Genomic DNA, 21,935 nt, shown 5'->3' with positions numbered 1-21,935 from the left:
CAGGCGAATTCCGTTCCGTCCACTCCCAGCACGGCTACCAGCCGTCTCGACGGAAGCGAAAACACGATGACTGCAATGCGACGTTCGGTCGTGGCGGCGATGCTGCTGACCGCGGTAGTGGGTGCCTCGGCCTGTTCGAGCGACAAGTCCGACGACACCGCGGCCCCCTCGACCACCGCCGCGCCGACCATGTCGACCGCCGCGTCCGGCGATCTGGTCGGCGCGGGCTGCAAGACCTACGCTCAGCAGGTGCCGACCGGCGCCGGCTCGGTCAGCGGCATGGCCCAGGACCCGGTCGCCACCGCGGCTTCACACAATCCGTTGCTGACGACGTTGGTCGCCGCGGTGTCCGGTCAGCTCAATCCGCAGGTGAATCTGGTCGACACCCTCAACGGCGGCCAGTTCACCGTGTTCGCCCCGGTCGACGCGGCGTTCGCCAAGATAGACCCGGCGACGCTGAATTCGCTGAAGACCGACTCCGCCACGCTGACCAAGATTCTCACCTATCACGTGGTGCCGGGCCAGGTCGCGCCGGACAAGATCGCGGGCACGCACAAGACGGTCGAGGGCGCGAACGTGACCGTCACCCGCACCGGTGACGACATCAAGGTCGCCGACGCCTCGGTGATCTGCGGCGGCGTGAAGACGGCAAATGCGACGGTATACATGATCGACGCCGTGCTGATGCCGCCCGCCGCGTAGCCTCGCTACGCACTGGTTCGGAATGGTCCCTCCCATCAGGAGTCGAGCTCGACGTGTTGCTGCCGCAGATCCATTCCCTGTTCGCCCCCGCCGTCGATCGACGCGGAGGTGACCATGCCGAATGAACCGAAGCTCACCGCGATCCGCCTGCGCCGCAACACCGGCGCGGGCGGGCCACCGGCGACACCGTCGTGCCCGACCCGGGAGGATCCGGAAGAGGCGGCGCGGACGCGGCGGCTGCTCGAGCTGCTCGATGCGATCGCAACCGGCGACCGCGACGCCTTCACCGAGTTCTACCGCGCGACCAGCCACCGCGTCTTCGGCTTGGCGCTGCGGATCCTGCGCAGTCACGCCGCGGCCGAGGAGATCACCCAGGAGGTGTATCTGCAGGCGTGGTCGCTGGCGACGGGATACGACCGGAAGCTGTCCAGTCCGATGGGCTGGCTGATGATGCTGGCCCATCGGCGGGCGGTGGACCGGGTGCGCCGCGAGCAGTCCGCCGCCAGCCGCGACATCGTCTACGGCCAAGCGAATCTCGGCCGCGACCACGATGTCGTCGCCGAGGAGGTCGGGCAGCTGCTCGACGAGCAGTCGGTGCTCGACTGCCTGGACACGTTGACCGCGATCCAGCGCGAAGCCGTCGGGCTGGCGTACTACAGCGGCCGGACCTACAGCGAGGTCGCCGACCATCTCGAGGTTCCGCTGCCGACGATAAAAAGCCGGATTCGGGACGGCTTGAAGCGGCTCGAGGACTGTTTGACAGGAGGTGAGACCGCATGAGCGGGAAGCGAATCCTGTCCCGGCGCGGTACTTCCGGCTGCGTGGTTCGGGCATGAGCGAGAACGGGCAGCGCGGGAGCGACCTGCTCGACCTGGCCTATCCGTACGCGATGGACGCGGTTGCCGAGCTCGAGCGGCGCAGTATCGAGCATCGGCTTCGCGAAGCCGACCCGGTTACCGTGGATGCCTTTGCCGCGATCGTTTTCGGGGTACGGGAAACGTTGGCGGCGCTGACGGTGCTCGATGCGACGCCGCCGCCGGCGGAGTTGGAGACGACGTTGCTGCGGGCGTTGGATGACGCGGCCGGTCCGTTGGGCGAGCGACGCGATGGATCTCAGCGGTCCGGGGACGCACCTGGTTCACCGGCTGCGGGTGGCGATCGATTCCAGGGGGTGGATGAAGCACCCGGGTTGCCGGGCACGGCTCGCAATTCATTCCGCCAGGGCAATGACGCATCCGGTAGTTCGGGAAGGGGCCGCAATACTTTCCACCGGGCCGACGCAGATGCTGACGCATCGGCTGCCGACCACAAACGGTTCCAGCGGCTGCGCTGGCTGGCGGCGGCGGTCGCGGTGGTCGTGGCGATCGGCGCCGGCGTGGGCGTGCTGGTGAACCGTGCCGGCGACCCGGGCGCACCGGAGTTGACCGCGCAGATGGTGCTCGAGCAGCCCGACGTCACGGTGAAGTCGGTCCCGGTCGCGGGCGGCGGCACCCTCACCGTCCGAACCTCTGCTCGAATGGCCGCTGCCACAGTATCTTTCGAGTCCGTATCGGCACCGTCACCAGGCCGGTCCTATCAGGTCTGGTTGGTGCCACTGGGTGGAAAGGCGCAATCGGCCACTGTGCTGACCGAATTGCCTTCCACCGGTCCCGCTTTGGTGACCCGCTTCGACCCGGTCGACACCTTGGCCGTCACGGTCGAGCCGTCCACCGGTTCCCCGACACCGACCGGAGACATGATCGCGAGCGTGAATCTCGCCTGACCGAGCTGCCGCGCGAGTCGCAGCTCCCCACGAACAACAGGAGCCTGCGATGAAACAGCTTGGGGATCAATCACGTCCGAAACGCGTGCTCAACAGAGAGTCGGCAGCGCTGGCCGGGGTGCTCGCCGCACTCACCGTCCTGGGTGTCGGCCATCTGGCCGCCGCACTCATCGATCCCGCCGCCTCGCCGTTCTACGCGATGGGCGCCTCGGTGGTCGACCATACGCCACATGCGTTGAAGGACGCGGCAATCCGCCGTTTCGGCAGTAACGACAAACTCGCACTGTTCCTGTCGATGGCCGCGGTGATGGTCGTCTTCGCGGCGATCCTCGGTGTGCTGGAACGAAGACGCCCGCTCGGGAGCGTGCTGCTGATCCTGCTCGGCGGTGTCGTCCTCGGAGCCGCACTGCAACGCCCCACAGCGACAATATGGTTCGCGCTACCGACGGTCGTCGGCGTCGTGGCGGGAGTGGTCGTCCTGCGCCTGCTGATCGGCTGTGGCTCGGAGGGGCGCGCTAACGAACCAGTGGCCAGGGCCGCTGTACCGACGAACGACGGGCCGGTAGCGGACGCCGATACGTCGGTGACTGTCGGCGCGGCGGCGAGCGGTGATGTGGCGGCGAACGTCCAGGGAAAAGCTTCGCGGCGTCGATTTCTTCTGTTGTCAGCGGGAGTAGGCGCCGTGGCCGTGGGCGCGGCCGTTGCCGGGCAGTGGATAGGTGCGCGGCTGCGTGATGTGGTGGCCGACCGGGCCGGTTTCGTTGTTCCGCGAGCGGTTCCGGCCGCGCCGCTGGGAGCCGGTGCGCGGCTGGCGGTTCCAGGCCTGACCGACTTCGTGACGCCGAACGATCGCTTCTACCGCGTCGACACCGCCTTGCAATTGCCGGCGCTGACGAGCGGTGATTGGCGGCTGCGCATCCACGGAATGGTAGATCGGCCAATGCAATTGGACTTCGACCAGCTACGACAACGGACGGCGGTCGAGCGGATGATCACCATGACCTGCGTGTCCAACGAAGTCGGCGGCGAGCTGGCAGGCACCGCTGTCTGGACGGGGTACCGGCTGGCGGATCTGCTCGCCGAGGCAGGTGTCCATCCCGAGGCCGACATGCTGCTATCGCGCAGTATCGACGGATTCACCGCGAGTACACCGGTTTCCGCGGTAACCGATGGTCGTGACGCACTGCTGGCGGTCGGTATGAACGGTGAACCGCTGCCGATCGCGCACGGCTACCCCGCCCGGCTGATCGTCCCGGGCCTGTACGGATACGTCTCCGCCACCAAGTGGGTCATCGACCTCGAGCTCACCCGATTCGACCGCGCCGAGGCGTACTGGACCGAACGAGGGTGGGCGGCACAGGCACTCATCAAGACCGCAGCGCGGATCGATGTCCCCGCTGCCTTCGCCACCGTACCTGCCGGCGATGTCACGATCGCCGGAGTCGCCTGGGCCCAGCACCGCGGCATCGACGCCGTCGAAGTCCAGGTCGACGATCAACCATGGCAACCGGCCACCCTCGCCGACGAATACTCCACCGACACCTGGCGCCAATGGACCTGGCGCTGGACCGCCACCCCAGGCGCCCACACCCTGCGTGTCCGGGCCACCGACCGCGACGGCATCACCCAAACCGACCGCCGCACCCCACCCTTCCCCGACGGCTCCACCGGCTGGCACAGCCGCGTGATCACCGTGCGCTGATCCGCCGCGAGCGGGAGGGCGCAACCTGGAAGCCAACCGTTCCGCCAGCCTGGCGTGGGCGCGATCGCCGCCGCCGCGGCGGCCGCCTTGGTCGCCACCGCCGCCCCTGCCGCACTGGGTGGCTGCGCGGCCGGGTTGCGACGTTCCGGAACCGGTGTCGATTACCTGTCAGGTAATCGTCGTGACCCCCGGTGCTTCGTAGGATCGGGGAGTGAACACACAAACGGCCGGTGACCTCCTGCGACATTGGCGACTGGAGCGCAGGCTGAGCCAGCTGGAGCTGGCCGGGCGCTCGGACACGTCGGCGCGGCACCTGAGCTTCATCGAGACCGGTCGCGCCAAACCGAGCCGCGCCATGCTGGTGCATCTGAGCGAGCACCTGGAAATCCCACTGCGCGAACGCAATCGGCTGCTGCTGGCCGCTGGTTACGCACCCGTCTATGCCGAACCCGCCCTCGATGCCCCCGCGATGGACGCGGTCCGCAGCGCGATGAGCCAAATCCTGACCGGCCATCAGCCATATCCCGCGCTCGCCATCGACCATAGCTGGACCATGATCGACGCCAACGCCGGTGTCACCCTGCTGCTCGACGGTATCGACCCCGCGCTGCTGACCCCACCGATCAACGCCCTGCGGTTGAGCCTGCACCCCGACGGTATGGCAGGCCAGATCGTCAATCTCGCGGAGTGGCGCGGCCACCTCTTCGCGCGACTGTCTCGCCAGATCGAGGTCACCGGCTCGCCCGAACTGGTGGAACTGCGCGACGAGCTCCGTGCTTACCCCGGTGGGGAAGTCGACCCGGCGCTGCCCGACCCCGACCAATCCGTGGTGCCGCTGCGCCTGCTGCGCGATGGTCACGAACTGTCCTTCATCAGCATCACCTCGGTCTTCGGCACACCCATGAACGTCACCGTCGCCGAACTGGCCATCGAGTCATTCTTCCCCGCCGACGAGGACACCATGAAGCGCCTCACCGCTGCGACCTCATGACGCTCGCCGACCACCTCGGCGCACTCCTCGACACCCCCGTCCGCGCCGTCACCGATCTCGGGGCCAGTCACGAGTGGACAACACACCGCGCCACCCTCGCCGACGGGCGCGAGGTTTTCGTGAAAGCCGCCGTCGAGCCGACCACTGTCTTCGCCGCCGAAGCAGCCGGGCTGCGCTGGCTCGCTACCGGATCGGCCGACGGACTGCGCGGGTCGGCGCGACCCGACTCAGGCGAGTCGATGCGACAGGCTCATTCACGCGGGCCGACAGGTGGCACCGAAGCAGACACCGCTGTCGGGCACGCCAGCGCGCTACTCCCAGCAGTACTGGCCGCCGACGACCGAATGATCGTGCTGCCCTGGCTCGACGACACCGGCGCCACCCCCGACACCGCAGCCCACCTCGGCCGCGAACTGGCAGCGCTGCACGCGAATACACCGACGAAGTTCGGCGCACCGTGGCCGGGCTGGATCGCCGAACTCCCACTGGACAACACACTCTCCGCAGGCCCCTGGCCCCAGTGGTACGCCGAGCGCCGCCTCGCCCCCTACCTACCCCGCGCCGCCGCCCACCTCGGCCCCGACGGAACCCACCTGCTGGAACAAGTCATCGACCGCATCGAGACCCTGGCAGGCCCACCGGAACCACCCGCCCGCATCCACGGCGACCTCTGGTCCGGCAACATCGTCTGGACCCCCGACCGCGCCGTCCTCATCGACCCCGCCGCCCACGGCGGCCACCGCGAAACCGACCTGGCCGTGCTCGCCCTCTTCGGCGCCCCTCACCTCGACCGAATCCTGAACGCCTACAACGAAACCCACCCACTCGCCGACGGCTGGCGCACCCGCATCCCCCTCCACCAACTCCACCACCTGCTGGTCCACGTAGTCCTCTTCGGCGCGAGCTACCGTGCCCAAACCCTCGCCGCGGCCACCGCCGCCCTACGCGGCTGACACCACCTCATACGCTCAGCTCGTCGACCGCCATGCAGGAAGGACTACCGCCGATCAAGCCACGAGGGCCAGCCCGCAGCGGCGAGCCGGGCGCATCGAGCAGCATGCGGCCGACCCGCTCCTCGGATGAACTACTCCCCGGCAGTTCGACTGAGAAACGTAGTTCCGATCTCCGGGAGCAGTTCAGCATCTCACCGCCTCTCTCGGTGACCTCGCCACAGGTCAGTTGATGTCGAACTCGTTCCCTTCGGGGTCCTTCATCCCGACCGCATAGTGGTCGATTTCTTCCTGGTACATGACGCCAGGTGATGGTGGCGCCGAGGCCTACGAGGCGGTCGGCTTCGGTGTCGACTCGCCTCTTGCGCGTCTGGATCGGGTCTGTCCGGTCGCCGCTGGCGTGGATGTCGATGTGCAGCCGGTTCTTCACGGCCTTCGCGTCCTGGACGACCTGAAACCAGATGTCCGGTCCACCGCCCTGCGGGTCGCTGATCCGGTCCACGCCGCCGGTCGATGCTGCTTCCGGCAGCCCCAGATCACGGTAGTACTCGTCCCACGTGGCGAAACCGGTTGGGGACGGCGCGAATTCATAGCCCAGGTTCGTCACTGTCAACTCACCCTCCATCATGGCCGCCGCACCGATCTCGTGTGTTGCGGCATGTCCGAGATCGCGCAGCTGAAGAACGGGTCCGGTAGGCGGACCGTTAGCTTGCCGCCCGATGATCGTGCCGCTCACCATGAGACCACTGTTCTCGCCGTTGCTCCGGTGGCTAACGCGGCGGGCTGGGAGGGAGAGCTGTCATGTCGATGCCTTTGCAGGGTGTTTCCGGCGACGCCGCGCAGGCCGGCGTCACGGGCAAGAATTCCGCGGGCGGAGCGGGCGTGTGGGGTGAGGGGTCGGCGAGCGGCGGTGAAGGCGTGCACGGTGTCAGCTACGGCAACACCGCGGGCGTCGCCGGCTACAACGAGAGCCCGAACGGTGGCAGCGGCGTATGGGGGCGGGGGGCTGAGTCCGGTGGTGAGGGTGTCACCGGCCATTCCCGCACTGGATACGCCGGCGTAGGCGGCTACAACCACAACCCCAACGGCGGTGTCGGCGTGTGGGGTGAGGGTGCGAAGAGCGGCGGTGAGGGCGTGCACGGTGTCAGCCATGGCAACACCGCAGGCGTTGCCGGCTACAACGAGAGCCCCGGCGGAGGCAGTGGCGTGTGGGGACGCGGTGCTGAATCCGGTGGCGAAGGGGTGACGGGGTATTCCCGTACCGCCCATGCCGGCGTCGGCGGCTACAACCTCAGCAACGGCCCAGGGGTCTGGGGCATCGGAGGACCGCACGGCGGTGAGGGGGTGCACGGTGAAACCCATTCGAATCACGCGGCGGTCGCCGGCTACAACAAGGGGCGCGGCGACGCGGGCTATTTCGAGGGAAACGTGACCGTCAAAGGCAATATCACCGTGACGGGCGATCTGTTCTTGGCCGGCGCCGATTACGCGGAGGCACTGACCTGTGGTGAGCCGGGGATCGCCGCGGGCACGGTGGTAGTCGTCGGCGAGAGCGGCGCGGTGCATCCGTGCCGCCAGGAGTACGACACCGCGGTCGCCGGAATCGTCTCGGGCGCAGGCGGGGTCGCGCCCGCGATCGTGCTCGACCGCCATGCCGACGGCGTGAACATCGCACTGATGGGCAAGGTGTGGTGTGCCGCCGACGCGACGCAGAGCCCCATCCGCCCCGGCGACCTGCTGACCACCTCGACCACCACCGGCCACGCGCGCCGAGTGTCCGACATGAGCCGCGCCCTGGGATCCATCATCGGCAAGGCGCTGACCGCCCTGGACTCCGGCCAAGGCCTCGTCCGCGTTCTCGTCAGCCCGCGATGATCGGCGGCCGTCCGATGGCTTTCGATGACCCGCGCCCGGCCAACGGCCCCAGCCTGCGCGCCTTCCTCCGCGAGCACGGCTTGGCACCCGCTCCGGGACTTCGCTCCCTGGCCCCGGGCGAGCCCATGAGCGTGTGCCAGCTCATGAGCTAGTCGCTGTTGAACAGCTCAACTCGCGGTCCGCGCGATGACCTTTTCGGCGAAACGGGACAGGTTGGCGATCTTCGTGTCGAGCGCTTCGGTGTCCTGTTCGAGGGTGTAGGGGAGACGGAAGCCGACGATGACGTCGGTAACTCCCTTGTCCTCCAGGCGTTTGATGCCGTCGACGGTGAATCCGTCGAGGGAGATCACGTGCACCTCGAAGTCCTTGCGCGTCCCGTATTCGGCACGCAACGCGTCCAGTTCAACCAGCAGCCGGTCTAGTTCGGCGCCATCGCCACCGGCGTGCATCCAGCCGTCACCGCGTTGCGCGGCCCGTCGCAGCGCGGGCTTGCTGTGCCCACCGATGAGGATCGGTACCGGCTCGGTCGGCACCGGAGAGATCTTGATCGGCGGTATGTCGTAGAACTTGCCGTGGAACTCGAAGTACCCGCCCGCGGTCAACCCGCGCACGATGTCGATGCACTCGTCCATCCGTGCACCACGCTTCTCGAACGGCACACCCATGATCTCGAAGTCATCGGGCCACGGGCTGATCCCGACGCCGAGCCCGAACCGGTTGCCGCTCAACGCCGCCACCGACGCGGCCTGCTTGGCCACCAGCACCGGCGGCCGGATCGGCAGTTTCAGCACGAACGGGGTGAACCGCAACGTCGTGGTCACCGCCGCCATCGCCGCACTGAGCACGAACGCCTCCACGAACGGCTTGTCCTCCAGGAATTCCCGGCTCCCATCGGGCGTGTACGGATACTTGGCGTCGGAGTCCCGCGGGTAGGCGATGCTGTCCGCGACCGCCATCGACGAGTACCCGGCCTCCTCGGCGGCCCGGGCCAACGGCACGTAGTACGCCGGGTCCGTCATCGTCTCGGCATAGGTGAAGCGCATATCAGTCGCCTTCCTGACGCCGCGAACGCAGCGCCGTGGGTGCCCGGTGCCCGAAGTACGAGCCTTTCCCGAGGCAGGTTGTACTCACGTCTACTGCCATGGATTCGAGAATCCGTCCGGAATCAAGGTGTCGAACATCGCCTTCATGGCATCGGAGAGCCGCATCAACTCGAAGTACGACCCGATCGGCCCGCCTTCGAGATAGGCGAACTCCATTCCGACGCCGTCGAACTTCCCGCGCGCCACCATCTCGATGCCCGCCGCCCGCGCCTCGTGCAGCGCACCGTCGTAGTCCTCGGGCACCCACCCCGTGTGGTGCAGCCCAGGCCCGAACCGCTCGAGATGCTCGGCATACAAACTGACCCCGCCCCGCGGCTCGATCAGCTCCAACTGCTGCCCACCCGCATACCCCAGCGCGACCGTGATCGTGTAATCGGCAGGCTCGCCACGTAATTCGCACGATGCCGGCCCGAAGTGCACATCCGGAATCGTGAACCAGTGCGCCACCCCGTACCGCTCGGTGAACTCCTGTTGCGCCGCCGCGATATCGCGCACGACCCAGCACAGCTGGAAGATCGGACCCGCCGTGATCATGGATTGCCTTGTGCCGCAAGGCTTCGGCAGACCAGTGTGCCCACCTCTCGCACCCAACCGGCGGCCATCAGGTGCGCTCTATCCATCTCTTCAACTAAACACGTGTGCTTAACCCAGTCAAGGCCAGGGTTTAGTACAGTGCCACTATGCTGATCGCCGATTCGCGCGCGTCACTGCTCGACGCGGGGGAGCGACTCATCGCCGAACGCGGAGTAGAGGTTCCGCTGCGAGAGATCGCCGCAGCCGCGGGCCACCGCAACAACTCCGCGGTGCACTACTACTTCGACTCCCGCCACGGCCTGATCGAAACCATCGTCGAGCGCCGGATGAACTGGCTCGAAGAACGCCGCATGCACCTGCTCGCCACCCACGAGGCCGACGGCACCGCCCACGAAATCAACACCCTGGTCGCCATGCTCGCCGACCCGATCCTCGAGCTCATCACCCACGACGAGGTCACCCACTTCGGACGCTTCCTCGAAGTAGTGCGCGCCCACCCGGTGATCGCCGACCCGCGCCGCCTCGCAGGAACCGACCGCGCCGCCGTGCGCATCATCGCCACCCGCCTCGCCGCCGCCCTACCCCAACTCACCCCACGCAGACGCCGCCAACGTCTCGAAACAATGGCCACCGTCATGTTCGCCCTCATGGCCGACTACGAACGCACCCTCGAAGCAGGCGTACGCACGCCCCACCCCGACGACGCCGCCGAAATCACCGACATGATCGTCGCCATGCTGACGGTGCCCACCCACGACACGAAGGCTGCCAAGCGCCGCCACTGACGCCGTCACCACCGCAGCCGCAGAACGCTGGCCGAACGCGGCAACCGTCGGCTGACGCTGATCTCAACCCCGGCCCAACCGTGGTTCTGGCCCACATTTCATGATCGGCGCAGCGGCAGGCATGCCCGAAGCTATGCCGCTCAGCCGATCTGACGCGACTACGTCGAAGACCAGGCCGACGGTGTCAGGTCGGTGTCAGTCAGACCGGCGACAGTACAAACCGCCCGGGCGGTCTGACCCGGGCGATCACCGGCGGTCTCCATCGCCGAATCTCAGGAGGAAATTTTGACGCGCGAACTGGTCTACACGGGCTTCATGTCGCTGGACGGTGTAGTGGACTCGCCGGGCGGCAAGGAGGAGGGGCACCGCAGCGGCGGTTGGGTGATGGACACCGAGTTCGTTCCCGAGGCTTACTCGCTCAAGGGCGAAGAACTAGCCGACACGACGGCACTGATGTTCGGTCGCCGCAGCTACGAGGCTTTCGCTCCGTTCTGGCGCGACTCCGCCGATCACGCCGCGTACAAGGAACTGCCGAAGTACGTGGTCTCGACCAGCCTCGCCGACGACGCTGCGGTCGAGGGCTGGGGCCCGATCACGATCTTGCGGTCCACCGAGGATATCGCCGAGCTGAAACAGGGCGACGGCGGCGCGATCTTCATCCACGGAAGCGCCGAGCTGGCCCAGCGGCTGGGTGCGGCTGATCTGATCGACCGGTACAACCTGCTGGTATTTCCGGTGCTGCTAGGCGCGGGCAAATACCTGTTCACCCGGTCCGACCGGGACAAACAACAACTGCGCCTACGGGAGTCAGCGACCTACTCCAACGGCGTGGCCAAGCTCGTATACGACGTCGTGCACTGAGCAGCAGCTGCCGTGTGGTACGCCCGACGTACCGCACGGCAGCCCGGACGCGGCAGCCCGGACGCGGCAGCATCACCCACGAGGGGTTACCAGGGCCCGCGTACCCGCTGGGATACGGTCGCTGAGTGGAACTACTAGGAATTCATCACGTGGCGATCATCGCCTCCGACTATGTGCGCTCCAAACGGTTCTACACCGAGACCCTCGGCCTCGCGGTGATCGCCGAGCAGTATCGCGCCACCCGCCGCTCCTACAAGCTCGACCTGGCCATCCCGGGCGGCAGCCGGATCGAACTGTTCTCGTTCCCCGAACCCCCGGACCGCGCAAGCTGGCCGGAGGCCGCGGGACTGCGCCATCTGGCGTTCGCAGTCCGCAACGTCGCCGCGACGCTCGACGAGCTGGCCGCCAAAGGGGTCCGCACCGAGGAACTGCGCGTCGACGAGGTCACCGGACAACGGATGGCGTTCTTCTTCGACCCCGACGACCTGCCCCTGGAACTCTACGAAGTCTGATTCATCCCGCGCGACCGCTTCGCCAATTCCACGGTCGCCGCCCGCAATTCATCGATCGAATCGATCGGCGCCACATAACCGACCCGAGTCCGGGCCACGCCGCGCGGCGTCACCACCCGCAGGTCCAGCCCGTACCGGTCGGCCCGTTCACAGCTGGCCTCGGTCGCGTCCGGATACCCGCCAACGCCTGCGCCATCGCCAGCAACGCCGGCGCGTGATCATCGTTGAGGTGCGCGATAGCACCCGCCGCAACCGGCACGATCGGATCCGGCGTCGTCGCGGCATACTGCTCCGCGGTCGCGGAGTCCATCCGCCCGTACCCGCCGACCCACCGCACCCGTCGCACGCGCAGCACCCACACCGAGAAATCGCTGTAGTCGATGTAATACTTCGCTGCGGGCACCGCCGCCAGATGCGCCGCCCGCGCCGCGTCGGCCTCCGCACCCACCGGCCGCTCCACCACACCGGCCAGCGTGATCCTGGTCCCCGCCAGCGGATCCGCAGGCATATCGGGCGCAACGATCGCGAGACTCGCCCGCGGATCCCCCGCCAGGTTGCGCCCGTGCTCGGCCATCTTGGACACACACAGCACCGGCTGGCCGTCCAGCAGCCCGTACGTCACGAACGACGCCCACGGCGTGCCGTCCTCGCTCAGACTCGCCAGCGTCGCCATATTCGTCGAAGCGGCAACCGTTCTCGCCTCCTCGGCGGCGGACGGCCGGGCCGGATTCGCCACCGGCGCCGTCGGCTGCGGAATCGAGGGAGCGTCGCCGGGGTCACCGTGGTCGAGGGTCATGTCGTCCATCCTCTCCTGCCCGCCCGATCCGCAATACAACGGGTGCGGGGCTTTTTCCAGCGTGCCATGCCGGATCGGCTTGCGTAGTGCGGTCAATGGATTGGATTGACCGCGCGAATCACGCCCGGATAGACCAGACTTGCCGGGTGACCCGATACGCATTCGACGCCGACCACAACGTGATCGTCGCCATCTGGGCGACCGGCCGTGGTGACCTCGCCCAAGCTGTTGCCACCCTGCCGCAGACGGTAACCCATGATCAGGCAACAAATCTGGCGTCGAACCTGACCACGCTGTCGCGGTTCCACTGGCGCGCCTACACCCACCCGGCCAGCGCAGCGGGCGACCCCGACATCCCCAACAGCGAAGCCTGGCGCCGCGCCGAGGAACGCCGGAACTTCAAAGAGGTCGAAGTGGGGATCCGCACCCCCAACCTGCCCTCCGCGGAGGGGCTCGTCGTCTCCTACAGCGGCGTCGTCGAATCCGCGCACCGCGTCGGACGCACCCTCTACGAGATCGACGACCTCACCCTGCGCGACACCATCGTCGCCGAGGTGAGCGCCGAGCAAGCCGCCATCGAATCCGCCGAGCGCGGCGACCTGTCCGGCCGGGCCCGCCAAGCCGTCGAACTGTCCCGCCCTGACGTCTCTCCCGCTCAGGTGCAAGCCGCCGACGACCTGTTACGCGCCGACCCGCTCGGCTCCATCGAACTGTTCACCGAACTCGACCCCGCCTCCGCCTCCGTCGCCGCCGCGCACTGGCTGCTCGCCGCCGCCGAGGTCGCCGGGGAGATGGCCGGCGTGCCGTGCACCGACGTCGTGGTGGAAGCCGACGACATCGAGGCCCTCCAGGTCGAGACGCCCACCCTGGTGCTCGAACGGCTCGACGCGGGGGAGAGCCCCACCGAAGTCGTCGTCGACCTCATCGCCGAAGCGATGGCCGTGCACGAAGGGCGCGTGCCCGCGCCGTGGGCCGTCGTCGGACGCGTCGCCGAAATCGAGGAGCAGGCCCGCAAATTCGAGGTCGACGCCGACACCAGGGAAGCCATGCTCGCCGGCTTCCGCATCAGCCGCCTCGATCCGTCCCGCCCCGCTCTCGACCTCCTCGAAGACCTCCTCGACGGTATCCGCGGCTGCCTGCTCCTCTACGCAGCCCACACCGATGACCCGGACGTGGAAACCCTCTTCACCGCCGACGTCCGCCTAGAAGCGGACGCAGACCCCGAACACCTGCTCTGACGGCAGCTCCACGCCGAAGATGGCCGCCCGATGCCCAGTTCGACACCGGTAGTCCTTCGGCCCGCCCGAAAGACGGCCGACCGGTCCGCCGCTCGACATCGCGGACCCTCGGCCGCTACAGAGACCATTCCTCGAACGGCACACGCTGCACTAGACCATCTACCCGCCGTTCAACTTGCGATCGGCGCCACACCCCGTGCGCGCTCTGGACCGCACGCCGTTCGCACGGCCCGGCAGCACACCCATTCGCGATCCGCAGGCACATTCTGGTGGCGCGGTCGACCTCCGCATGCTCGGTGCGTAACAGGTTGGCCGTCAGCGCGATTGAGCCTATACAGGGCGACGAGGGGACTACGCGATGGACGAACGGCAACGGTGGGGCGGACGGCTGCGGTTGGTGCGTCCACTGCTCGGTACGGCGGCGGCACTGGCGTTGGTCGTCGGGGGCGCGACGGCATTCACCTACCACGCCGAACCCGGCCCCGCGCCGCAGTGGTCGGTGAACAACACCCCGTATACGGTGCCGCTGCCAACGAACCATCAGCCGGACAACGGCATCGACGGATGAGATCGCTGGACTGACACAGCCCTCTGTTCCGGCCGCGACAGCACAGCTTCCCCTGCTCCAGCTAGCCCCTTTAGCTGGAAGAGGCCGGCACCCTTCGGCCTACTCGGCGGCTTCGTCGAGGGCGACAGCGGTTTCGGGATCGGTGCTCAACCACCGCCGCAACCTCTCGTACACCGCATGATGGTTCAGCAGCGAGAAGTGATTGGCAGCGGGCACGTGCAAGCCATTGGCATCCTCGAAACCGATGCGACGAGCCCGGTTCCGCCCCGCGGCACTTGGAGTGAGGACCAGCCCGTCACCGATGATCCGCCCCAGCGGGTGGCGTGGACTGCGGGTGACACAGGCGGTGACGAAGTAGTGATCGGCACCCGCGAGCAGCGGCACCTCCCGGATCGCCCGGCGCGTCAGATCATCGGTATCCGCGTCACGCCAATCCTCGTCCACCAAAGACCCCTGCCGCAGATCACGGATACCCGCACTACGACGCCGCAGCAGATGGCCGAACGGACGAGTCTCGGGCACCCGGACCAACGCGGCAGACGCGTAATGCACGAACTGCTCGAGCGGAGCCCCCAGATGCGGCGACCCGAGACACACCAGATGCCGGACCTTACCCACCCACGCCTTCCCGGACTCGCCCGCATCGAAGCACGCGCCACGGGCAATCAACCCACCCATCGAATGCCCGACCAACGACAGCTGCTCGATCTCCACCGGCCAGTGCGCCACCAGCCGCTCCAGCAAGTCACTCAACTGGCGCGCATTCTCGGAAATGTGCAAGCCGCTGTTGTACCGGATCTGCACCGTGCTGTAGCCGAGATCCTGCTCGATCCCTTCGGCATAGCTCGTGCGCCCGCCGAGCCGCCACGCATGCTCGGTCTCCACCAGACCGTGCAGAAACACCACCACCCGCGAACTGGGCTGCGCGACATGATTCCCGATCTGCTCGGGCGACACCGGATCACCGTCCACGCGCAATGTCATCGGCCCGGCGAGGATGGGCCGAGCCTGCTCCAGATCGTCGCCGATCAAACCCTGTAGCGCACCGAGGAAGCCCGCGCCGAACACGGTCCGTGACGGCACCGCGGCCCCGGGTAGATCCACGGTCCGCTCGGCCAACCGACCGGCGGCAACGGCAGTTCCGCTGACAATCCGATACACCCCGTCGGTGATCGCGTCGTGCACGACCTCCACGGGTGCCGCGGCCGGACCGACCCCGAACCGCACGGCCGCGAAAACCCGCCCGGCGATCGCCCGGTGCACCGACGCGATGCCGTCCACCGCGCCACCGAGCTCGTCGCCCGCCAATCGAGCGAGGGCCCTGACCTCGGCCTTCCGCTGATGGGTCTGCTCACTCATGAGTTCAGTGTACAAGCGTTCACTGAAACCGTCTCGTCGACGGAAGTTCTTGGTGCATCCGCCTGTTCGTAAGGTGATCAGGCAGTGGGTACCCGGGTGACCCCTATCGCCGACTCCGTGAGACTGCCCAGATACAACGCACCGTCCCGCTCCACCACCCCGGTGACCATCGAGAAGTTGGTACCCTCGGTCTGCAAGTCGTGCACGACATTCCCGTCGAAGTCGACCGCCATTACCCAGACCGTCTTCGCAGGCTTCGGCTGCACCCACTCGGGCAGCAACCAAACGACCCGCCGCAGCAAGCCGGGCAGCGGAAGCAGCCGGTCCAGCAACGGGTTCCGCGCGGCAGGCAGCGTGATCCAGACGAGCCCGTCGCTACCGAGGCTCATATTGTCCGGAAACCCGGGAAGGTTCTCCACGAGAAAGTCCCTGGTGCCTGCCTTCGGCCCGGTGAGCCAGTAGCGCGACACCCGATAGCCACCGGTCTCCGCGACGACCACACACGAGCGATCGGGGGCAAGCACCACCCCATTGGCGAAATACAGGTTGTCGAGCAGGGTCTCGACCTTGCCGGACGGATCGCGACGGAACAGCCTGCCGGTCCCGGAGTGCTCGAGCATGTCACCCATGTACTCGGTCAGCGAGAAACGGCTCGTCGACGACGAGAAAAAGATGGTGCCGTCCGCGTCGCGAACCACGTTGCTGGCGAAGGGGAGTGGTGCGCCGTCGATCTCATCCACCAGCACCTGCGGCGTGCCGTCCGGGGTGAGCTCCAGCAGGCCGCGCTCGAAGTCGCAGATCAACAGCGTGCCATCGGGATCGGCGTGCAGGCCGAGCGGGCGACCGCCGGTGTTCGTGAGCTCACGCACGTCCCCGCTGGACGGGTCGACGCTGAGAATTGCCCCGCCATCGATGCCGACGATGAGTCGGCCGTCCGGCCCGAGCACGACGTCTTCGGGCCCGGGGCCTGGCAGTTCGAGGCGACTGAGCTCGGGAAGCGGTGGCGCACTGCGGGTTCGGCGCGCTCGCGGGGGAGCGGGCGGCGGTGTCCAGCGTTGCGGGTGCAGAGTCGAGGTGGGCACGTCTCAGCGTAACGCCGGTTACGAGCTCATCGTTGGAATGGCGGGGTAGGAGAGCAGGTCAGGCCGCGTCTCGGGGAATGGGTAAGGGGCGATCGGCACGAATGTGCAGTGCCGACAGTGCTTTTGGACGTGAAGTGGGCGGCCCGCACTGCAAACAGGCAAACAACATGTTGTTACGTAGATATGCGCATCTAACTATGTAATCTCAACCCAATTCACGTCACGTCCCGCCGTCCTCCCGTCCTAAAGACTGCATGGACAGCAGGGGTCTCGTATCAGGGGAGGGGGAGTCCTCCGCAGAATCCTTGATCAACGGCACATGGCCGTGGCGTTCGTGAGTAGGGGCCACCGTCATGCGCCGTTGATCGTGAAGAGGCGCCTGGACCGAGCTGCTGGAACCAGCCCGCCGGCACGGAGAGCTACGGCTGATGCGTAATCGAGTACCAGAGCACCGCGAGCGTCCCGAGCACGAACAACGGTGACAGCACCCAGGTCTCGACCTTGTTGCCGGTGCGGTCGATGATCGGCACCCGAGTACGGAGCTTGAACGGCCAGAACAGCCGGCAGCCGCGGTCGGTCAGGCAGTCGCCCAGCAGGTGCACCAGCGCGCCGAGGCCGACGGAGAACGGCAGCCACACCGGCTTGTCCGAGATCCAATGATCCATCGCGAAGGTTCCCGCGACCGCGAGCACCACGATGGTGCCCCACGCCTCGACCCCGTCGCCCGGCGGGCAGAGATGCAAGGCCCGCACCGCCAGCGCAAGGAGGAAGAACACGAGCCCGAGCGTGAACCATCGTCCGATCCAGTGCTCGCCGGCCCATGTCCCATAGGAGACCGCGGCGACGAAGGCGAAGGAGTGGGTGGCGTGCCGGTGTCCGCCGGAGATCCACGAGATCAACTTGCAGAGGTTGTAGGAGATGGGGCCGAGCACATGCGCGATCGTTCCGTTCGGGTGATCCGCGTCCGGCAACAGCGCGGCACCCGCCGTCAGAAACACACCGAGCAACAGGTCGACGGGGCCGAGATGCCCTGACACATCCTGGATTGTCGGGTAGGTCAAGATCGCGACCGGCAGCGCCGTTGCCGCCGCCGACCAGGCCAAAGCGCCACTGGTCGCGTGAGAATGTCCAAGCACCGGGTGAAGGTTAGTTCACCTCAGCATCGTTCAGCGAATGCCGGTTCAGTGATCTTGTGCGGGGGGCGAATTGGGGGATGGGCAACCCAGCAGAATTGGGATCGTTTGTGTCGCAGGCTCGGTCGGCTGATGAGGCAGACGTCGTCGGTGGCGGGGCGTACCGTGCGTGTGACGGCAATGGCGGGGGAGCGGACGGAAAGCGCAGGGCGAGTTGGGGTTCAACGGGGGAGCTGAGGCTCAGAGCAGCGAGCCTGGCTCGAGGCTGCGTGTCGGAGCCGGTGAGAGGAGTCCTTCGATGCCATCATCTAGCTAGTAGTAGGCAGTAAAAACATTGCGCTACTTAGACATGCGTATATATGAATATAAACGCTATCCCGTTGTCTCGACCCGCAAGACCCCCCTGTACAACAACAGCACAGACAGGGGAGGGGTGCAGCAGGTTCCCGCTGGAGGTGTCAGCGAACGAGCCGAAAGAACGCCCGAATATCCTCGACAAAAAGCTCCGGCTGCTCGAACGCCGCGAAATGCCCACCGCGCTCCGGCTCACTCCAGTACCGGATATCGGTGAAACGTTTTGCCGCCCAACGCCTGGACGGCCGCTGCAACTCCTTCGGAAACACCGAGCATCCGGTCGGCACGTCCACCGTGCTCGTCACTTCCCCGGAGATCCACTCGTCGACCTGCGCGATGCTCTCCCAATACAGCCGCGCGGCCGACGCGCCGGTGCCCGGAAGCCAGTACATCATCAGATTGTCGAGCAGCTCGTCCTTGGTGAGCGCGTTCTCCGGATGCCCGTCGCAGTCGGTCCACGCCCAGAACTTCTCGATGATCCAGGCACACAGTGCCGCAGGGGAGTCCACGAGTCCGTACCCGGCCGTCTGCGGCCGGGTGGCGTGCATCCGCGAGTACCCGGATTCCCATCGACCCGCTTCCTCGAGCGTGCGCAGCGCGTCCCGTTCCCGGTCGGTGAGGTCGTCGAAGGTGGCCGGATCGGGCGGTGCCAGCGGCGGCAGGAGGTGTATCCCGGCCACATGGTCGGGGTCGAGCTGGGCAAGCCGCGTCGACACGCTCGTGCCCCAATCGCTGCCCGCCGCACCATAACGCCGGTACCCGAGCAGTGCCATCAGCACGGCCCAGGCTGCCGCGATCCGATCGATGCCCCACCCGGGTTCGCTCGGCCGGTCGCTGAACCCGTAGCCGGGCAGCGAGGGGCACACCAGGTGGAAGGCGTCGGCCGGATCGCCGCCGTGTGCGGCCGGATCGGTGAGCGGACCGATCACCTTGCCGAACTCGACGATCGAGCCCGGCCAGCCGTGCGTGAGCAGCAACGGAAGCGCGCCCGGCTCCGGCGATCTGACGTGCAGGAAGTGGATCCCGAGCCCATCGATCTCGGTGCGCACGTTCGGCCACGAGTTCAAGCGCGCCTCGGTGGCCCGCCAGTCGTACTCGTTCGCCCAGTACGCGCACAAGTCCTGCACGTACGCCAGGGGCACCCCTTGCGACCAGTCCTGGACGGTCTCGCGCTCCGGCCACCTGGTGGCCCGCAGCCTGGCCTGTAGGACGGCGAGCTCCTGGTCGGGTACCTGAATACGGAAGGGCTGCAAGGTTCTGTCCTGTCACGGTCGGGCGTGCGGGTCGACGATGCGGTCGAGCGCGTGCAGATCGGAATCGAGGGTATAGAACACGCGCAGTGTGCCGACGAAGGCGAACAGCCCACCGACGCAGAGCCCCACGATCGAGGCGAGCACCGTCTGCTGCTGGGTCGGATGGAGGAACGCCACACCTGCGGCGACGCCGAATAGCGGAACCGAGGCGGCGATGCCGAGATAGATCCGGCTGCGCCGTGCCAGCCGACGCAACTGGCCTGATTCCGACGGTGAGCTGTGCCCCGCGGCGACCAATCCCGGGTAGTACCAGCGCAGTACGAAGAAGGTCACCGGGAAATAGGTATAGACGACCGCGACCGCGGCCGCGACGAAGTGAGAGGCGATCAAGTTGAACAGCAGCCCGGCGGACAGGTCCGCGATGTCGTGCAACTTGGCGAGGAACACCAGCAACGCGAGCGCCCACCCCGTGAACGAGACGGCGGCGATGCGATCGCTACAGGCAAGGGTGTCCGCTCGCGCCTTGGCCAGGGTTTGCTCGTCGTAGTGTTTGCCGTGCCGCAGCCCGTAGGGGACCAGGAAAACGAGCCGGCACCAGTACAGCAGGATCGCGACGCCCACCGGATAACCGACCGCCCCCGCGATCAACCCCAACCTGGTGAGTTGCGCCTGCCCATCGACGCCGAGCTCCATGTCGAGCAGTTTCGTGTTGTGCGCCGACAGATAGAGGACGCCGAGCAGCTGCCCGAGCGCGCTCGACAGGGTCACCACGGGCATCGGCCGCATGCGCAACCGTCCGCGCAGACTGCGCGACGGTGGGTCGACGAGATCGCGGGCGGTCCGGTCCAGGGTGAGTTCGAGGTGCTGGGCGAGATCGGCGCCGCTGGCGTAGCGATCATCGCGGTCGGGGGACAGGCAGGTCAGCAGTGCGTGGCGCAGGATCTGCGGGCAGTCCGGTGGCGCGGTGGCCGCCAGGCGCTCGTCGATCGGCTGACGACGCAGCTCGATCATCCTGGTGAGCGAGGTGTCGGATTCGGCGAGACCGAGCTCGTCGGTGAACGGCAGCCGCCCGGTGAGCAGTTCCCACAGCACCACCGCGAGGGCATACAGGTCGCTGCGGGTATCGAGGTCGGCGGCCGTGGTGGGGATGGTGGGATGGCAGGCCTCGAGCTGTTCGGGGGACATGTAGGCCAGTGAGCCGCCGAAGTAGGCGACCGGGCTCGCTCCTGGAATGTGGGTGCTGAAGCTGATATTGAAGTCGGCGAGCTTGGGGTGTCCGTCGGCGGTGAGCAGGACGTTGGCCGGTTTGATGTCGCGGTGCAGGACGCCTGCGCGATCGGCGTAGTCCAGGGCGGTGGCGAGCCGGCTGCCCAGCCAGGCCACGGTTTCGGACCAGCTCAGCTTGGCCAGGTCGGCGCGGGTGAGCGAGGGTTGCGGGGTCAGTACCCCGCCGGCGGTGACCGCGGCGTCGACCGCGTCGAGCAGCAGTTGGCCGGTGCGCTGCGCGGGCGGGGTACTGCGGGCCAGGCGCAGCACACCGAGCAGGGTGCCGCCGGGCACGTACTGCATGTACATCAGCTTGAGGTGTTGTTCCTCGATTTGGCGCTGGTCGAAGACGCGCACGATGTGCTCGTGGTCCAGTTGGGCGAGGGTCTGTGGTTCGCTGCCGCGGTCACGCGAAACCTTCACTGCGACAAGCCGTTGCATGGACCGCTGCCGTGCGAGGAACACGCGGGCGAACGCGCCTTGGCCGAGGGCGATCAGCAGGTCGAAGTCGTCGATGGTGGCGCCGGGGGCGATGGTGTCGAGGGCGTTGCTGGTCGTCGCGTCGGAGAGCAGCGTGGTGCGGAAGTTCTCGGCGGAGTGGCTGCCGAAGTCGAGCTGGGTGGCCAGCTGCGCCATCTGGGCGGCGAAGTCTTGCTCGTATTCGGTGAGGTCGAGTTCGTCGTCGCCGCGGCGGCTGCGTGCGGTGATCTCCTCGTAGATGAGGTCCGGTGGTAGGGGGGCAGCGTCGAGTTCGGGGAACTGTGCCCGGTACTCGGCGAGGCGTTTGCCGGTGCGGGTCTCGCGCCAGCGGTGCTGCAGGTCTACCTTGATCAGCTCGATGAGGGCCGAGCGTCGTAGCCCGCTCTCGGCTGGTAGATGCGCAGCGAGGTCCGGTGGTTCGTCGGCGTCCTCCCAGGCGCTGTCGAACTCGGCAACCAGTCGCGTCAACGCGGTTTGCGTTGCCGCCACTCGGTCCATCTCCATGTGGCCCACCCGATCAAATGGCTTCCCGAGCCCCCACCCGAGGATAAACGATCACCTGCGCCGGGGCCGCTGAATTATTCGTGACCGCAGGTTTTGGGGGCACGGATGGCGGCGGCCATCATGTG

The 21,935-nt window shown here is 67.2% G+C and carries 20 protein-coding genes and 1 pseudogene; 12 read left to right on the top strand and 9 right to left on the bottom strand.

Annotated features, from left to right (window positions below; genetic code table 11):
* The first annotated feature begins 66 nt into the window (after positions 1–66).
* The 6 genes from DMB37_RS01415 to DMB37_RS01390 all read left to right on the top strand — a co-directional run bounded on the left by DMB37_RS01415 (position 67) and on the right by DMB37_RS01390 (position 6,110).
* Positions 67–702: a fasciclin domain-containing protein gene (locus DMB37_RS01415; protein ID WP_167768674.1), complete on the top strand. Its 636-nt coding sequence runs from the start codon at positions 67–69 to the stop codon at positions 700–702.
* 114 nt (positions 703–816) lie between these two features.
* Positions 817–1,482, top strand: coding sequence for an ECF RNA polymerase sigma factor SigK (gene sigK / locus DMB37_RS01410; protein WP_135231075.1), 666 nt, complete (start codon positions 817–819; stop codon positions 1,480–1,482).
* A 52-nt stretch (positions 1,483–1,534) separates the two neighbouring features.
* Entirely contained in the window at positions 1,535–2,464 is a 930-nt protein-coding gene (locus DMB37_RS01405) for an anti-sigma factor (protein WP_135231074.1), read from the top strand.
* Positions 2,465–2,513: 49 nt separating this feature from the next.
* Entirely contained in the window at positions 2,514–4,166 is a 1,653-nt protein-coding gene (locus tag DMB37_RS01400) for a molybdopterin-dependent oxidoreductase (protein ID WP_135231073.1), read from the top strand.
* Between the two features lie 211 nt (positions 4,167–4,377).
* Positions 4,378–5,157 (top strand): helix-turn-helix domain-containing protein, encoded by a 780-nt coding sequence (locus DMB37_RS01395; RefSeq protein ID WP_135231072.1) that lies wholly within the window; start codon positions 4,378–4,380, stop codon positions 5,155–5,157.
* Positions 5,154–6,110, top strand: coding sequence for a fructosamine kinase family protein (locus DMB37_RS01390; protein ID WP_135231071.1), 957 nt, complete (start codon positions 5,154–5,156; stop codon positions 6,108–6,110). The genes DMB37_RS01395 and DMB37_RS01390 overlap by 4 nt, the downstream gene beginning before the upstream one ends.
* Before the next feature lie 7 nt (positions 6,111–6,117).
* Here DMB37_RS01390 and DMB37_RS40905 read toward each other — a convergent pair whose 3' ends face one another.
* Positions 6,118–6,846: a VOC family protein gene (locus DMB37_RS40905; protein WP_206055154.1), complete on the bottom strand. Its 729-nt coding sequence runs from the start codon at positions 6,844–6,846 to the stop codon at positions 6,118–6,120.
* A gap of 62 nt (positions 6,847–6,908) precedes the next feature.
* On the opposite strand from DMB37_RS40905, the gene DMB37_RS01380 reads away from it, so the two are divergent.
* The gene (locus DMB37_RS01380) at positions 6,909–7,982 is read left to right on the top strand and encodes a hypothetical protein (RefSeq protein WP_135231070.1); all 1,074 of its coding nucleotides are present in this window, start codon (positions 6,909–6,911) and stop codon (positions 7,980–7,982) included.
* Between the two features lie 167 nt (positions 7,983–8,149).
* On the opposite strand, the gene DMB37_RS01375 is transcribed toward DMB37_RS01380, so the two are convergent.
* On the bottom strand, positions 8,150–9,025 hold the full coding sequence (locus tag DMB37_RS01375) for a TIGR03619 family F420-dependent LLM class oxidoreductase (RefSeq protein WP_135231069.1): 876 nt from the start codon (positions 9,023–9,025) through the stop codon (positions 8,150–8,152).
* A gap of 90 nt (positions 9,026–9,115) precedes the next feature.
* Complete coding sequence (locus DMB37_RS01370) at positions 9,116–9,619, bottom strand: VOC family protein (protein WP_135231068.1); 504 nt, start codon at positions 9,617–9,619, stop codon at positions 9,116–9,118.
* 146 nt (positions 9,620–9,765) lie between these two features.
* On the opposite strand from DMB37_RS01370, the gene DMB37_RS01365 reads away from it, so the two are divergent.
* The 3 genes from DMB37_RS01365 to DMB37_RS01355 all read left to right on the top strand — a co-directional run bounded on the left by DMB37_RS01365 (position 9,766) and on the right by DMB37_RS01355 (position 11,777).
* Complete coding sequence (locus tag DMB37_RS01365) at positions 9,766–10,404, top strand: TetR/AcrR family transcriptional regulator (RefSeq protein ID WP_135231067.1); 639 nt, start codon at positions 9,766–9,768, stop codon at positions 10,402–10,404.
* 285 nt (positions 10,405–10,689) lie between these two features.
* On the top strand, positions 10,690–11,265 hold the full coding sequence (locus DMB37_RS01360; protein ID WP_135231066.1) for a dihydrofolate reductase family protein: 576 nt from the start codon (positions 10,690–10,692) through the stop codon (positions 11,263–11,265).
* A gap of 125 nt (positions 11,266–11,390) precedes the next feature.
* The gene (locus tag DMB37_RS01355) at positions 11,391–11,777 is read left to right on the top strand and encodes a VOC family protein (protein WP_135231065.1); all 387 of its coding nucleotides are present in this window, start codon (positions 11,391–11,393) and stop codon (positions 11,775–11,777) included.
* On the opposite strand, the pseudogene DMB37_RS01350 reads toward DMB37_RS01355, so the two are convergent.
* Positions 11,765–12,573: pseudogene (locus DMB37_RS01350) on the bottom strand (HugZ family protein). The gene DMB37_RS01355 and the pseudogene DMB37_RS01350 sit on opposite strands and share 13 nt — an antisense overlap.
* A 146-nt stretch (positions 12,574–12,719) precedes the next feature.
* Between DMB37_RS01350 and DMB37_RS01345 the strand changes: the two are divergent.
* Together DMB37_RS01345 and DMB37_RS40900 are read left to right on the top strand one after the other, a co-directional pair.
* Positions 12,720–13,811 (top strand): hypothetical protein, encoded by a 1,092-nt coding sequence (locus tag DMB37_RS01345; RefSeq protein WP_206055153.1) that lies wholly within the window; start codon positions 12,720–12,722, stop codon positions 13,809–13,811.
* A gap of 358 nt (positions 13,812–14,169) precedes the next feature.
* Positions 14,170–14,379 carry a hypothetical protein gene (locus tag DMB37_RS40900; protein WP_206055424.1) on the top strand — a complete coding sequence of 70 codons (210 nt, stop codon included), beginning with the start codon at positions 14,170–14,172 and terminating at the stop codon, positions 14,377–14,379.
* A 99-nt stretch (positions 14,380–14,478) separates the two neighbouring features.
* On the opposite strand, the gene DMB37_RS01335 is transcribed toward DMB37_RS40900, so the two are convergent.
* The 5 genes from DMB37_RS01335 to DMB37_RS01315 all read right to left on the bottom strand — a co-directional run bounded on the left by DMB37_RS01335 (position 14,479) and on the right by DMB37_RS01315 (position 21,804).
* A complete protein-coding gene (locus DMB37_RS01335) occupies positions 14,479–15,738 on the bottom strand; it encodes an alpha/beta hydrolase (protein WP_135231064.1) in 1,260 nt (419 codons plus the stop codon).
* 77 nt (positions 15,739–15,815) lie between these two features.
* Complete coding sequence (locus DMB37_RS01330) at positions 15,816–16,820, bottom strand: SMP-30/gluconolactonase/LRE family protein (RefSeq protein ID WP_240772186.1); 1,005 nt, start codon at positions 16,818–16,820, stop codon at positions 15,816–15,818.
* A gap of 419 nt (positions 16,821–17,239) precedes the next feature.
* Complete coding sequence (locus tag DMB37_RS01325) at positions 17,240–17,956, bottom strand: metal-dependent hydrolase (protein ID WP_135231063.1); 717 nt, start codon at positions 17,954–17,956, stop codon at positions 17,240–17,242.
* Positions 17,957–18,411: 455 nt separating this feature from the next.
* Entirely contained in the window at positions 18,412–19,560 is a 1,149-nt protein-coding gene (locus tag DMB37_RS01320; RefSeq protein WP_135231062.1) for an epoxide hydrolase family protein, read from the bottom strand.
* A gap of 12 nt (positions 19,561–19,572) precedes the next feature.
* The gene (locus tag DMB37_RS01315; RefSeq protein ID WP_240772469.1) at positions 19,573–21,804 is read right to left on the bottom strand and encodes a serine/threonine-protein kinase; all 2,232 of its coding nucleotides are present in this window, start codon (positions 21,802–21,804) and stop codon (positions 19,573–19,575) included.
* Positions 21,805–21,935: the final 131 nt, after the last annotated feature.

Source organism: Nocardia sp. CS682 (assembly GCF_004634405.1).
Lineage (GTDB): Bacteria > Actinomycetota > Actinomycetes > Mycobacteriales > Mycobacteriaceae > Nocardia > Nocardia ninae.
Note: the sequence above shows the minus strand (reverse complement) of the source record. Positions and strands in the feature narration are given on the sequence as shown.